This is a genomic window from Rhizobium etli CFN 42 (genome assembly GCF_000092045.1).
Lineage (GTDB): Bacteria > Pseudomonadota > Alphaproteobacteria > Rhizobiales > Rhizobiaceae > Rhizobium > Rhizobium etli.
On the sequence record NC_007761.1, the window covers coordinates 3995923 to 4009530 of the forward strand.

Below are 13608 nucleotides of genomic sequence, written 5' to 3' on the forward strand. Positions count from 1 at the left end.
CGCGGATGAATATTGAGAAAGGACCAGTCATATGGTCAGCTTTGGCGGTATAGCCCGCAAGTTATTTGGGTCGTCCAATGATCGCCGCGTGCGGTCCTACCAGCCGAACGTCGCCGCGATCAACTCCATCGAAGAGAAGACGAAGGCGCTGACGGACGAGCAGCTCGCGGCAAAAACCGTCGAATTCCGCGCCCTCCTCGCCGAAGGCAAGACGCTCGACGACATCCTGATTCCCGCCTTCGCCGTCGTGCGCGAGGCCTCGCGCCGCGTTCTCGGTCTGCGACCTTTCGACGTACAGCTGATCGGCGGCATGATCCTGCACTCGAATGCGATCGCCGAGATGAAGACCGGCGAAGGCAAGACCCTTGTCGCCACCCTGCCGGTCTACCTGAACGCGCTTTCCGGCAAGGGCGTGCACGTCGTCACCGTCAACGACTATCTTGCCCAGCGCGATGCCGCGACCATGGGCCGCGTCTACGGCTTCCTCGGCATGACCACCGGCGTCATCGTCCATGGCCTCTCCGACGAGGAGCGCCGCGCGGCCTATGCTTGCGATATCACCTATGCCACCAACAACGAACTCGGCTTCGATTATCTGCGCGATAATATGAAGTACGAGAAGAACCAGATGGTCCAGCGCGGCCACAATTTCGCGATCGTCGACGAAGTGGACTCGATCCTCGTCGACGAGGCGCGCACGCCGCTGATCATTTCCGGTCCGCTCGACGACCGCTCCGAGCTTTACAATACGATCGACGCCTTCATTCCGCTGCTCGCGCCCAGTGATTACGAGATCGACGAGAAGCAGCGTTCCGCCAACTTCTCCGAGGAGGGGACCGAGAAGCTGGAAAACCTGCTGCGTCAGGCCGGCCTTCTCAAAGGTAACGCGCTCTACGACATCGAGAACGTCGCGATCGTCCACCACATCAACAATGCGCTGAAGGCCCACAAACTCTTCCAGCGCGACAAGGACTATATTGTCCGCAACGACGAAGTCGTCATCATCGATGAATTCACCGGCCGCATGATGCCGGGCCGGCGTTATTCGGAAGGCCAGCACCAGGCGCTCGAAGCCAAGGAAAAGGTGCAGATCCAGCCGGAAAACCAGACACTGGCGTCTATCACTTTCCAAAACTACTTCCGCATGTACGACAAGCTCGCCGGCATGACGGGTACGGCGCAGACGGAAGCGGAAGAATTCGGTAACATCTACAATCTCGACGTCATCGAGGTCCCGACCAACCTGCCGATCAAGCGTATCGATGAGGACGACGAGGTCTATCGAACCTTCGACGAGAAGTTCAAGGCCATCATCGAGGAGATCCTCGACGCTCACAAGCGCGGTCAGCCGGTGCTCGTCGGCACTACCTCGATCGAGAAGTCTGAACTGCTCGCCGAGCGTATGCGCAAGCAGGGCTTCAACGATTTCCAGGTGCTGAACGCTCGCTACCACGAGCAGGAAGCCTATATCGTTGCCCAGGCCGGCGTGCCGGGCGCCGTTACGATCGCCACCAATATGGCCGGCCGCGGCACCGACATTCAGCTCGGCGGCAACCTTGATATGCGCATCGAGCGCGAGCTCGGCGAACTCGAAGCCGGTCCGGAGCGCGACGCCAGGGTCCAGGCGATCGTCGAGGAGATCAAGGAGCTCAAGCAGAAGGCGCTCGCCGCCGGCGGTCTCTACGTCATCGCCACCGAACGCCACGAGAGCCGGCGCATCGACAACCAGCTGCGCGGCCGCTCCGGCCGCCAGGGCGATCCCGGCCGCTCGAAATTCTACCTTTCGCTTCAGGACGACCTGATGCGCATCTTCGGCTCCGACCGCATGGACAGCATGCTGACCAAGCTCGGCCTCAAGGAGGGCGAGGCGATCGTCCATCCCTGGATCAACAAGGCTCTCGAGCGCGCGCAGAAGAAGGTCGAAGCCCGCAACTTCGATATCCGCAAGAATCTGCTGAAGTATGACGACGTCCTCAACGATCAGCGCAAGGTGATTTTCGAGCAGCGTCTCGAACTGATGGAATCGACCAATATTTCCGAGACCGTCTCCGACATGCGCCGCGAAGTGATCGAGGATCTGGTCGAGAAGCATATCCCCGAGCGCGCCTATGCCGAACAGTGGGATGCCGTCGGCCTGAAGACCGGCGTTGCAAATATCCTGAACCTCGATCTGCCGATCGAGGAGTGGTTCAAGGAAGAAGGCATCGGCGAAGACGACATTCGCGAGCGCCTGACGCAAGCCGCCAACGCCGCCTTTACCGAAAAGGCCGAGCGCTTCGGCGACGACATCATGCATTATGTCGAACGCTCGATCGTCATGCAGACGCTCGATCATCTCTGGCGCGAGCATATCGTCAACCTCGACCATCTGCGCTCCGTCATCGGTTTCCGCGGTTATGCCCAGCGCGATCCGCTGCAGGAATACAAGTCGGAAGCCTTCGAACTTTTCACCGGCCTCCTCAACAATCTGCGCGAGGCCGTCACCGCCCAGCTGATGCGCGTCGAGCTGGTGCAGCAGGCGCCGGCTGAGCCGGAACCGCCGCTGATGCAGGCCCATCATCTCGATCCGACGACCGGGGAGGACGATTTCGCCCCGATCTACCAGGCCTCCGAAGTCATCGTCTCGCCTGAAAACCGCAATCCGGAGGACCCTACCACCTGGGGCAAGGTCGGGCGCAATGAGGCCTGCCCTTGCGGCTCCGGCAAGAAATACAAGCATTGCCACGGCGCTTTCGAGCAGGTCTGAGGCAAATCGCGAGAAGCTAGAAATGCCGCCTTCAAGGCGGCATTTTCTTTTCTGCGGCAGCCCCGAAAACTCGGGCCTCCCGGCCGAATGGCGGCCGATCTGGAACCGTTTCTTAACCCTGTCCTGTCAAGACTTCAGGGACGATTTGCCTGACCTTTAGAGTTTTGCGTGTTCATCATGGCGGTCATAGAAACAGCGGAGAAACTGCTGCCCGCGGGCCTGCGCCCGATCGGCGGCCGTATGCTGCGCATGTTTGCCGCCATGCTCACTGAACGCGGAGAAAAGGCCGCGGCCCGGCGCATGGCGCTGACGGCCTTCTCGATCCGCATCCTCAGCGCCGCGCTGGCCTTTATCTCGCAGATCGTGCTCGCACGGCTGATGGGCGAATATGAATATGGCATCTTCGTTTTCGTCTGGGTGCTGATCGTCGTCGTTGGCGATCTCTCCTGTCTCGGCTTCCACACCGCCATCGTCCGCTTCCTGCCGCAGTACAAGGCGGCGGGCGCTTTCGAGGAGATCCGCGGCCTGACCGGCACGGCGCGTACCTTCGCGCTGCTTTCCGGCACGGTGATGCTCGCCGCCGGCATGATCGGGCTGCATTTCTTCGGCGATATGATCGAAGCTTATTATCTCGTTCCGATCTTCATCGGCCTGCTTGCCATGCCGATGATCGCGCTCGGCGATATTCTGGAGGGCACGTCACGGGCGAACCATTGGCCGGTGATGGCGCTGAGCCCGGTCTATATCATCCGGCCGATCCTTATTATCGCCTTCATGCTGATCGCGATTGCGAGGGGTGCAGAGCATACGGCTGTCACTGCCATGCAGGCAGCGCTTGTCGCGACCTTCGTCACCGCTCTCGGCCAGTATGGCGCGACACTCTTCCGCCTCCGCCGGCACTATGACAAAGGTCCAAGCAAGGTCGATTTCCTCGCCTGGCTGGGCGTCGCCTTCCCGATCTTCCTCATTGAGGGCGTAAGTTTCCTGCTCACCAATTCCGATGTCATCGTTGTCGGCATTTTCCTTGAACCGCACGACGTCGCTATCTATTTCGCCGCCGCCAAGACCATGGCGCTGGTGCATTTCATCAATTTCTCGGTCAAGGCCGCTTCCGGCCCGCGCTTTTCCTCGATCATTGCCGAAGGCGATCAATCCCAGCTCGCCAACGCCGCTGCCGACGCCGCCCGCTGGACCTTCTGGCCGGCGCTGGCGGTCGGTCTCGCGGTGCTCGCGGCCGGCCATCTGCTGCTGTCACTGTTCGGCGGCGCCTTTATGTCAGGTTATCTTGTCATGGCGATCCTGCTCGCCGGCATCCTTGCCAAGTCACTGGTCGGCCCGGCCGAAACGCTGCTGATGATGGCGGGCAAGCAGAACCTCTGTGTGGCGCTCTACGCCGCCGCATTGGCCGCCAATGTCGGCCTCAACCTTGCTTTGATCCCGCACTACGGCATCGAGGGCACCGCCGTCGCCACGGCCTCGGCCATGGCAGTCGAGGCTATCCTCCTGCATGTTGCCGTCCGCCGCACGCTCGGCTTCGTCCTGTTCGCCTTCGCCAGCCCCTCCGCCGCAACGCCAGAAATGAGAGTTCGATAGATGGTGCGACTGCCCCCCGTCACCGAAAGCACAGACAGCATCACCAACCGCATGATCCATGATCTCGCGGCGCTGCATTTCGAAGCGCCGCAGGCCGAAGCCCGCACCGAGATCGGCCGGCCGGGGCGCGAGCTCTGCCTCTATCCCGGCAAGCTCGGCTACGAACTTCAGGATGAGCTCGACTTCCTGTCCAACCGGGCGATGGAACCAAACGTCTTTTTCTCCGGCCGCTTCCTTGCGCCCGCCATGCCGCGGATCGAAGATCGGCAGGTCAATTTCGCCCTCATCCGCGACCACGGCGCCGGCCGCAGCCGCATGCGCTTCCTCCTGCCGTTTTCCGTCGACAGACCAGGTTTTGCCGTCGGGCCTTCCATCATCCGCGGCTGGTCGAACAGCTTCGGCCCGCTCGGAACGCCGCTCGTCGACAGCGAAGATGCGGCCGAAACGCTCGACAATTTCTTCGAGGGACTGATCGTTCCCGATCTCAACCTGCCGAGCACGCTGGTCTTGCCGGATCTGAGATTGAACGGCATTTTCGTGCGCATGCTTAAGGCCGTGGCGCTCAGCCGCAACCTTCCGCTCACCGTGACCAATCCCTATCTGCGCCCGATGCTGCAAAGCGAGGAGGAGGCGCCCGCCTATCTCGGCAAAACCATCTCGTCGTCACATATGCGCGAGATGCGTCGCCAGTGGCGCCTGCTGGAGGAGCAGGGAACGGTGGTCTATGCCGTCGCCCGCCAGCCGCGCGACATCCACGTCCGTTTCGAAGAATTCCTGGCGATGGAGGCCGGCGGCTGGAAGGGCAAACGGCGAAGCGCTCTCGTGACCGATCGTTATCATACCGCCTTCGCGCGCGAGGCCGTCTCAAACCTTGCCGCCGTCGACGCCGTGCGCATCCATACGATCGATCTCAACGGCAAAGCGATCGCCGCCATCGTGGTGTTGATGATGGGCGGCGAAGCCTATACCTGGAAGACCGCCTATGATGAAAATTATGCCCGCTATTCGCCGGGCAAGCTCTTGATGAGCGAACTCACGGAATGGCACCTCGATGACGCCAATATCGTGCGCTCGGATTCCTGCGCCGTCTCCGATCATCCGATCATGAGCCGTTTCTGGCAGGAGCGCGAGGAGATGGGAACTTTGGTCATCGGCCTGACTCAGAACGGTGACCGCGACATGCGCCAGGCCGCCGCCCAGCTCCACATGTATCGCAGCACGCGGAACGTGGCGAAGATGCTGCGCGAGAAGATCATGTCGCTCGCCGGCCGGGGTTAGAGTTTTCCGCCGCAGCTTTCTCCCGCAGCAGCCGGCGGATGACCTTGCCGGTCGTCGTCAGCGGCAATGACTCGACGAATTCCACCTCGCGGGGATATTCGTGCATCGAAAGCCGCATCTTCACCCATTCCCTGATTTCGGCCGCCAGCGCCTCGCTCGGCGAATGACCGGGTGACAGCACGATGTAGGCCTTAACGATCTCGGTGCGCACCACATCGGGTTTGCCGACGGCCGCGGCAAGCTGCACAGCGGGATGGCCGGTCAGGCAATCCTCGATCTCGGCCGGGCCGATGCGATATCCGGACGAGGTGATGACGTCGTCGTCGCGGCCTTCGAAGGTGACATAGCCGTCTTCGTCCTGCCGGCCGATGTCCCCGGTAAGCAACCAGCCGTGAAGAAATTTTCGCTCGGTCGCCGCCGCATCGTTCCAATAGCCGAGGAACATGACGGGATCGGGACTGGCGATGGCGATCTGACCGGATTCGCCTGCCGGCAGTTCGTCGCCGGCCTCGCTGACGATCGCGACGCGATGGCCGGGCACCGCGCGTCCGATGGCGCCCGCCTTGGTGACGCCAAAGGCGGCACTCGACGACAGCACGAAATTGCATTCCGTCTGGCCGTAGAATTCGTTGACAGTGATGCCGAGCGTGCGCCGCGCCCAGTCATAGGTCTCGCGGCCGAGCGCTTCTCCCGCCGAACCGACGGTGCGCAGCACCAGATCATATTTCGACCGCGGATCGGAAACCGAACGCATCAGCCGCAGCGCCGTCGGCGGGATGAAGGCATTGCGCACCTTCATCTCCGCCATGATCCGATAGGCCGTGTCTGCATCGAATTTCTGCGCCGGCGACGAGACGACGGGAACGCCGAGCAGAAGGCTCGGCAGCAACGCATTGAGCAGACCGCCGGCCCAAGCCCAGTCGGACGGGGTCCAGACCTTGTCGCCTACCTTGGGAAACCCTTCATGGGCGAACTGCATGCCGGGAATATGCCCGGGCAGAACACGGTGGCCATGCAATGCGCCCTTGGGCGGCCCCGTCGTACCCGAGGTAAAGATCATCAGCGCCGCATCGTCGGGCGTCGTCTTCTCTCCTTCGAAGACCGACGCATGCGAGGCGATCAGATCGGCAAAGGAGAGGGCGTCGGCAGCGTCGCTGACACTGATCACATGTCGCAGCTCCGGCAGGCGATCGCGGATTTGCCGGACCCGATCAAGGCCAAAATCATTGGTGATGATTGCCGCCGCGCCTGAGATTCTGAGCCGATATTCAAGCGCCTCGACGCCGAACAGCAGCGCCAGCGGCAGGGCGATCGCGCCGATTTTATAGATTGCGACGTGCGCAATCACAGTCTCGAAGGATTGGGGCACCAGCAGAGCGACGCGATCGCCACGTTTGATGCCGAGCGATGCCAGCGCATTGGCGAACATCGAAGAGGCCGCGGAAAGTTCACCATAGGTCAGTGAAAGATGGTCGCCGTTCGGGCTGAAATGCTCCAGACAGACGCGCTCCGGATCTCGCGCCGCCCATTCGTCGCTGACGGCGCGGCCGATATTGAAATCTTCCGGAATCCGCCAGGAAAAATCACGGTAGAGATCGCCATAACGATCGAAGGACGGCAGTCGCATAGTCGAATTCCGGTGAAATGCTGCACCAGCTAACACCTTGCGGCGCGGATGCGCAAGCCGCAGTGAAAAACGGTGGCCGATCACGCACCATTGTCCGAATAGTCCGCAGATTGTTCATTCAGCCCCTGCGACTTTGGCGGTTGCGCACTAGATCATGAAACGCCGCGCGGGGTTATCTCAAGTCTTGGAGCGTTTCATGGAATACGTCAAATTCGGAAAGACCGGGCTCGAAGTCTCGAAAGTCTGCCTCGGCTGCATGACCTTCGGTGATCCTGGCCGCGGCAATCATGCCTGGAGCCTGCGGGAAGAGGAAAGCCGGACGATGATCAAGCAGGCGATCGACCTCGGCATCAACTTCCTCGACACCGCCAACACCTATTCCAATGGCTCCTCGGAGGAGATCGTCGGCCGTGCCATCAAAGACTTCGCTAAACGCGAGGACATCGTGCTTGCGACCAAGGTGTTCAACCGCATGCGGCCGGGCCCGAACGGGGCCGGTCTGTCGCGCAAAGCGATTTTCGACGAGATCGACAACAGCCTGCGCCGCCTCGGCACCGACTATGTCGACCTCTACCAGATCCATCGTTTCGACTATACGACGCCGATCGAGGAAACGCTGGAAGCGCTGCATGACATCGTCAAATCGGGCAAGGCCCGCTATATCGGCGCCTCATCGATGTATGCTTGGCAATTCGCCAAGGCGCTCTACGTTTCCCGGCTGAACGGCTGGACCGAGTTCGTCAGCATGCAGAACCACCTGAACCTGCTTTACCGCGAGGAAGAGCGCGAAATGCTGCCCCTCTGCGAAGACCAGAAGATCGCCGTTATTCCCTGGAGCCCGCTGGCCCGCGGACGCCTGACCCGCGACTGGGACGAGACGACGGCGCGTAGCGAAACCGACGAATTCGGCAAGACGCTCTACACTCAGTCCGTCGATGCCGACCGCAAGATCGTCAATGCCGTCGCCGAAATCGCCGGAGCCCGCGGCATTTCCCGCGCCCAGGTCGCCACGGCCTGGATCCTGCAGAAGAAGGTGGTCACTGCGCCGATCATCGGCGCAACCAGACCGAACCACCTTACGGACGCCGTCGCTTCGCTATCGGTCAAACTCACCACCGAGGAAATCGCGGCACTCGAAGCGCCCTACATCCCGCACGCCATCGCCGGCTTCAAATAGCCGCCGGCATCTCGATCGGCAGACACTGGCGTGGAGAGGGTCGGGCCCTCGGCTTCGGCGCTCGGGACTATCTCCGGCTGGCGGGATCGAGCTGCCGACGCATCGTCACCAGGAACTGCTCGGCAAGTCCCCTGTCCTCGACGGCGCGCGCAAGAATCACGGCCCCCATCATCGATGAGAGCGTCGTCGCGGCATTGGCGCGGCGCTCCTCTTCGGTCTCGCCGGGAACGATACCGGCAAGTGTGTCGACCAGTACGGACAGACCGTCGCTGAAGACCGCGCGGACCGCGCCGCGGCTGCGGCTCACCTCCTGGATCAAGGTGGCGAAGACGCAACTGCCGCCTGGATCGTCAACAGTGCGCCAGTGGATATAATGGTCGAGAAGCGCTTGCAGCGGCCTGTCCGGAGACTCGGCAATATGTTCCTTCCAGCGCCTCTCGACCTTGTCGATCAGCTTGCGGCTGACCTCAAGCGCCAACTCGTCCTTCGAACCGAAGTGGCCGTAGAAGCCGCCATGAGTCAGCCCCGCCGCCTTCATGATGTCGGCGACGCCGACACCGTCGAAACCGTTCTCGCGAAAGAGCACGCCGGCAACAGTGAGGATTCTCTCGCGGTTCTCGGCAAATTTTTCGCGGCTGACCCGCATCTTCATCTCCAGAAATCATCTCTTGACAAAATATATGATGTCCATCATCAATAAGCAACAAATATGATGACCATCATGTAAAGCGGCTCTGTATCTTCCCCACCTGAATTCGAATGGAATCCCCTCATGGTTTCAGCAGTTCTTGCCTCCTCCCTTGCGCGGCGCAACATTCATTACGGTTGGGTCGTCGTTGCCGCGACGTTCCTGACCATGCTGGTGACGGCAGGCGCCATGGGCGCGCCCGGCGTCCTCATCAAGCCACTCCAGGACGAGTTCGGCTGGGAAACGTCGCAGATTTCCTCCGCACTGGCTATTCGCTTGCTCCTTTTCGGTTTCATGGGTCCGTTCGCAGCTGCCTTCATGAATTATTTCGGCGTGCGAAAGGTCATCGTCTTTGCAATGGCGCTGATCGGCTCAGGCTTCGTTGGTTCGCTGTTCATGACCGAGCTTTGGCATCTGCTGGCGCTGTGGGGCATCGTCGTCGGCTTTGGCACCGGCTTGACGGCCATGGTGCTGGCGGCAACGGTTTCGACGCGCTGGTTCGTCAAGCACCGCGGCCTTGTCGTCGGCATGCTTTCGGCAAGTTCGGCAACCGGCCAGCTCGTCTTCCTGCCGCTGATGGCAGAACTCACCGACCGTTACGGCTGGCGTGCCACCGTATTCTTCGTCTGCGCCATGATCATGCTTGCCGCCCTTCTCGTCCTTCTCTTCATGCGTGACCGCCCTTCGGACGTGAACCTGCCGTCCCTGGGAGAAGCCCATGTCGCGCCGGCACCGGCCCGCACGACGCTCAGCGCTGCGCTGACGACGCCGATCACCACGCTCCGCGAAATCTCGACGACCTCGACTTTCTGGATCCTGTTTGCCACCTTCTTCATCTGCGGCCTCAGCACCAACGGTCTGATCCAGACGCATTTCGTCACCCTCTGCGGTGATTTCGGCATCGTGCCGGTGGCCGCCGCCAGCGTGCTTGCCGTCATGGGCATCTTCGATTTCTTCGGCACCATCGGCTCCGGCTGGCTGTCCGATCGGTTCGACAATCGTTGGCTGCTTTTCTGGTATTACGGCCTGCGCGGTCTCTCGCTGCTCTATCTGCCGTTCAGCGATTTCAGCTTCTACGGCCTCTCCGTCTTTGCCATCTTCTACGGTCTCGACTGGATCGCCACCGTGCCGCCGACCGTCAAGATTGCCGCCGACCGCTTCGGCCGCGAAAAGGCCGGCCTCGTCTTCGGCTGGGTCTTTGCCGGCCACCAGCTGGGCGCCGCCACCGCCGCCTATGGGGCCGGCCTGTCGCGCACGGAGCTGTCGAGCTACCTGCCCGCCTTCTTCGTCGCCGGCGCCTTCTGCCTGCTGGCTTCGCTCCTGGCAATCACGCTTAAGAAGTCCGGCCTGACCAACCCGGCACCTGCCGCCGCTCGTTGAGATCGACAGGACCCGGCCTCGTAACGAGGCCGGATTTCCCGCTGCATTGCCGCGATAACTTCGCCCGCCCGTCTTGCGCGCGCGCCCGCTCGCATGTTAGACACCCGCCTCGTCTGGATCCGTTGCCCCATTGGCGGAATTGGTAGACGCGCTCGACTCAAAATCGAGTTTCGAAAGAAGTGCTGGTTCGACCCCGGCATGGGGCACCAGCCTCCGATGTGTGAGCTTCGACTCGGCGAGCCGAGGAGAGCAGCCAAGCGGAGGCGTCGCGCCGCAGTTCCGTCAGGAACGAGGGAGGACTGGTTCGATTATGCTCCGCTTAGCGGCACCATCGTCCCGAATACAATTGTGTCGCGCCTCCGCACCATCAAGCTGACGCGGAAGCACGGAACGAATTCACATCTGCTCGAAACTACTTGTTCTTCAGCAGCCACATCTTGCCGGCCATCGTGATGCCGTAGACATCTTTTGATGCGTCATCGTCGAGGTGCCGCCGCTCGAGCAAGCCCGGCTCTTTCAACTCGCCCAACGTCTTTGCCGTGATCGATTTCACCTTCTGCGGCCGCTCTTTCCAGCGGTCGGTCTTTGCGTAGGTCACAGTCGCGTTCTGATGCGTCCATTTATTCGCCGGCTGAGGATAGAGATCTCCATCCTTGGCGAGTTTGAGTGCAACGATCTGGGATGGGGTAAGCTCAATCATACTGAATAATTCCTGTGCGGGGTTCTGTGCGCCGAAAATGCGCTTCGAACGAAGGGGTGCTCATAACACCGCCTGATCACTTCCACCACCGCATTGCGCTTCGTGCCACGCGAAAGGCGAAAACCCGGCTTGCGGGAGCCGGGTTTCGTCTTTGTCGCGAATTTTCGTCAATAGCAGCGCCTGACCGTCCTGGTCACCTCGCCTTCATCGGTCTGACGGGTGACGCTCCTGGTTTCGCAGCCATCATGTCGGTAGCGGCGATGCTCGCGTTCGCGAACGCCGAAGGTCACGCCGCGCTCGCTGATGGTGATGCCGGGCCGCACCCGCTCGTAACGATAGTCATCGTCATAGGAACGCTCCCTGACATAGACGCTGTCGGCGAAAACAGGCCCTGCAAACGAGCAGGCGGCAAGGGCCGTCACGGCACAGTTCAGAATCATCTTTCTCATGTCGTTTCTCCTTGTCTAAAGGGCCAACGAAGCAAAAGGGAAGTGGTTCCGACACCAGCGGCAAACCTGGCATCCTGGAATGGAAGCGGAATTTATTGTTCGCGACTAAACCGACACCTCCCAGAGCAGTCGCAAAACGCAAATCAACTGTTTAATTTTGCTTGCGCTTCGTCCAAGGTGGCGACCGTTACCATCCGGCGAGGGCAGACGTGCATCAGGAAGTAGGACTCATTGCGACGGTCGCCGTCAGTTTTGTTTTCGCGGCTGTCCTCGGTTACGGCGCCGACCGGCTGCGGCTGCCGCCGCTCGTCGGCTATCTGATGGCCGGTATCCTGATGGGCCCGTTCACGCCGGGCTTCGTCGCCGATACCGCCCTTGCCGGCCAGCTCGCCGAAATGGGTGTCATCCTGTTGATGTTCGGCGTCGGCTTGCACTTTTCCGCCTCCGACCTGCTCGCTGTACGCGGGATCGCCGTGCCGGGCGCGATCGGCCGAATTATCCTGGCCACTCTGCTGGGCATCGGTCTCTGCATGCTCTGGGGCTGGAGCCTCGGCGCAGGCGTCGTCTTCGGGCTCAGCCTCTCGGTGGCGAGTACGGTCGTGCTCCTGAAGGCGCTGGAGGAACGCAATCTCGTCAATGCGCCGAGCGGGCGCGTCGCCGTCGGCTGGCTGATCGTCGAGGACCTGGTGATGGTGCTGGCCCTGGTGCTGCTGCCGGCGCTGGCAGAGCTTCTCGGCGGCCACGCCCTCGATACCAATCACGGCCTCGGTGAGCTGCCGCTGGTGCTGACGATCGGACTGACCTTGTTCAAGGTGCTGGCCTTCGCCGCCATGGCGATCTTCCTCGGTCCCCGTATCGTGCCCTGGCTGCTGACGATGATCGCCCGCACCGGCTCGCGCGAACTCTTCACGCTGACGGTGCTGGCGATCGCGCTCGGCATCGCTTTCGGCTCGGCGGCGATTTTCGGCGTCTCCTTTGCACTCGGCGCCTTTTTCGCCGGCGTCGTCATGAGCGAATCCCAGCTCAGCCACAGAGCAGCGGCCGATTCGCTGCCCTTACAGAACGCCTTCTCCGTGCTGTTCTTCGTCTCGGTCGGCATGCTCTTCGACCCCTCGATCCTGGTGCGCCAGCCGCTGGCCGTGATCGGCGCCCTGGCGCTCGTCATTCTCGGCAAGGCCGTCATCACCTTCGCCATCGTCATGCTGCTGCGATATCCGATCGGCATGGGGCTGACCTTGGCGGGCGGCCTTGCCCAGATCGGCGAATTTTCCTTCATCCTCGCCGGCCTCGGCGTCTCGCTCGGGCTTCTGCCGCATGAAGGCCAGGATCTGATCCTTGCCGCAGCGATCCTGTCGATCACATTCAACCCGATCGTGATCGTCGCAACCGACGGCCTGAAGAAATATATCCATGCGCAATGGCCCTCCCTATTCGAAAGCTTCGGCAGAAAGAGGCAAAAGACGCTTGGCAAAGAATTGGAAAAGATCAGGGCGCTCGGCGAAGAACGCGAACGCCAGCATCAGCTGAAGATGCAGCAGCTGATCGAAACCTTCCCGCTGTTCTCCCAGGTCGGGGAGGATGCGCAGGAAGAGCTGCTGCTGCTCTTCAAGGCGAAGTCGGCTCCGCCCGGCGAACGTGTCATCCGTCGCGGCGATCGCGGCGACAGCATGTATTTCATTTCCTCAGGCGCGGTCGAAGTGCGGCTTGCCAGCGGTGCGATCCGCCTGGAACCGGGCGCGTTCTTCGGCGAAATGGCGTTGCTGAGCGGCGGAAGGCGCACGGCAGACGTCATCGCCGTCGACTTCTGCCAATTCGAAGTGCTCGAGCGGCGCGATTTCAACATGTTCATGTCGCATCATCCCAATCTGCGCGCCATCGTCAGCGAAATGGCGCAGAAACGCACGGAAATGAACGTTCTGCGTCAGCAATGGGAAAAGTCGATGGATCTGTCCTGAAACGGCGATCACACT

10 protein-coding genes and 1 tRNA gene are annotated in these 13608 nt (G+C 61.4%); 7 read left to right on the forward strand and 4 right to left on the reverse strand.

Going from position 1 to position 13608, the window contains the following annotated elements:
* Positions 1–31: 31 nt before the first annotated feature.
* The 3 genes from secA (at position 32) to RHE_RS19285 (ending at position 5617) form a co-directional block, all read left to right on the forward strand.
* Complete coding sequence (secA, locus tag RHE_RS19275) at positions 32–2746, forward strand: preprotein translocase subunit SecA (protein ID WP_011426971.1); 2715 nt, start codon at positions 32–34, stop codon at positions 2744–2746.
* Positions 2747–2923: 177 nt separating this feature from the next.
* Positions 2924–4339 carry a lipopolysaccharide biosynthesis protein gene (locus tag RHE_RS19280; RefSeq protein ID WP_042119049.1) on the forward strand — a complete coding sequence of 472 codons (1416 nt, stop codon included), beginning with the start codon at positions 2924–2926 and terminating at the stop codon, positions 4337–4339.
* Positions 4340–5617 carry a GNAT family N-acetyltransferase gene (locus RHE_RS19285; RefSeq protein ID WP_011426973.1) on the forward strand — a complete coding sequence of 426 codons (1278 nt, stop codon included), beginning with the start codon at positions 4340–4342 and terminating at the stop codon, positions 5615–5617.
* On the opposite strand, the gene RHE_RS19290 is transcribed toward RHE_RS19285, so the two are convergent.
* Positions 5592–7244 carry an AMP-binding protein gene (locus RHE_RS19290; RefSeq protein WP_011426974.1) on the reverse strand — a complete coding sequence of 551 codons (1653 nt, stop codon included), beginning with the start codon at positions 7242–7244 and terminating at the stop codon, positions 5592–5594. The two genes, RHE_RS19285 and RHE_RS19290, sit on opposite strands and share 26 nt — an antisense overlap.
* A gap of 196 nt (positions 7245–7440) precedes the next feature.
* Here RHE_RS19290 and RHE_RS19295 point away from each other — a divergent pair, with 196 nt between their 5' ends.
* Positions 7441–8421, forward strand: a complete 981-nt coding sequence (locus RHE_RS19295) for an aldo/keto reductase (protein WP_011426975.1) — start codon at positions 7441–7443, stop codon at positions 8419–8421.
* 67 nt (positions 8422–8488) lie between these two features.
* On the opposite strand, the gene RHE_RS19300 is transcribed toward RHE_RS19295, so the two are convergent.
* Positions 8489–9067: a TetR/AcrR family transcriptional regulator gene (locus RHE_RS19300; RefSeq protein WP_011426976.1), complete on the reverse strand. Its 579-nt coding sequence runs from the start codon at positions 9065–9067 to the stop codon at positions 8489–8491.
* Between the two features lie 126 nt (positions 9068–9193).
* Here RHE_RS19300 and RHE_RS19305 point away from each other — a divergent pair, with 126 nt between their 5' ends.
* Positions 9194–10489, forward strand: coding sequence for an MFS transporter (locus tag RHE_RS19305; RefSeq protein WP_011426977.1), 1296 nt, complete (start codon positions 9194–9196; stop codon positions 10487–10489).
* A gap of 124 nt (positions 10490–10613) precedes the next feature.
* Positions 10614–10698, forward strand: a tRNA-Leu gene (locus RHE_RS19310).
* Positions 10699–10901: 203 nt separating this feature from the next.
* Here RHE_RS19310 and RHE_RS19315 read toward each other — a convergent pair.
* Both RHE_RS19315 and RHE_RS19320 read right to left on the reverse strand, forming a co-directional pair.
* Complete coding sequence (locus RHE_RS19315) at positions 10902–11189, reverse strand: hypothetical protein (protein ID WP_011426978.1); 288 nt, start codon at positions 11187–11189, stop codon at positions 10902–10904.
* Positions 11190–11356: 167 nt separating this feature from the next.
* Positions 11357–11638: a hypothetical protein gene (locus RHE_RS19320; protein ID WP_042119051.1), complete on the reverse strand. Its 282-nt coding sequence runs from the start codon at positions 11636–11638 to the stop codon at positions 11357–11359.
* Positions 11639–11847: 209 nt separating this feature from the next.
* On the opposite strand from RHE_RS19320, the gene RHE_RS19325 reads away from it, so the two are divergent.
* A complete protein-coding gene (locus RHE_RS19325) occupies positions 11848–13593 on the forward strand; it encodes a cation:proton antiporter domain-containing protein (protein ID WP_011426980.1) in 1746 nt (581 codons plus the stop codon).
* Positions 13594–13608: the final 15 nt, after the last annotated feature.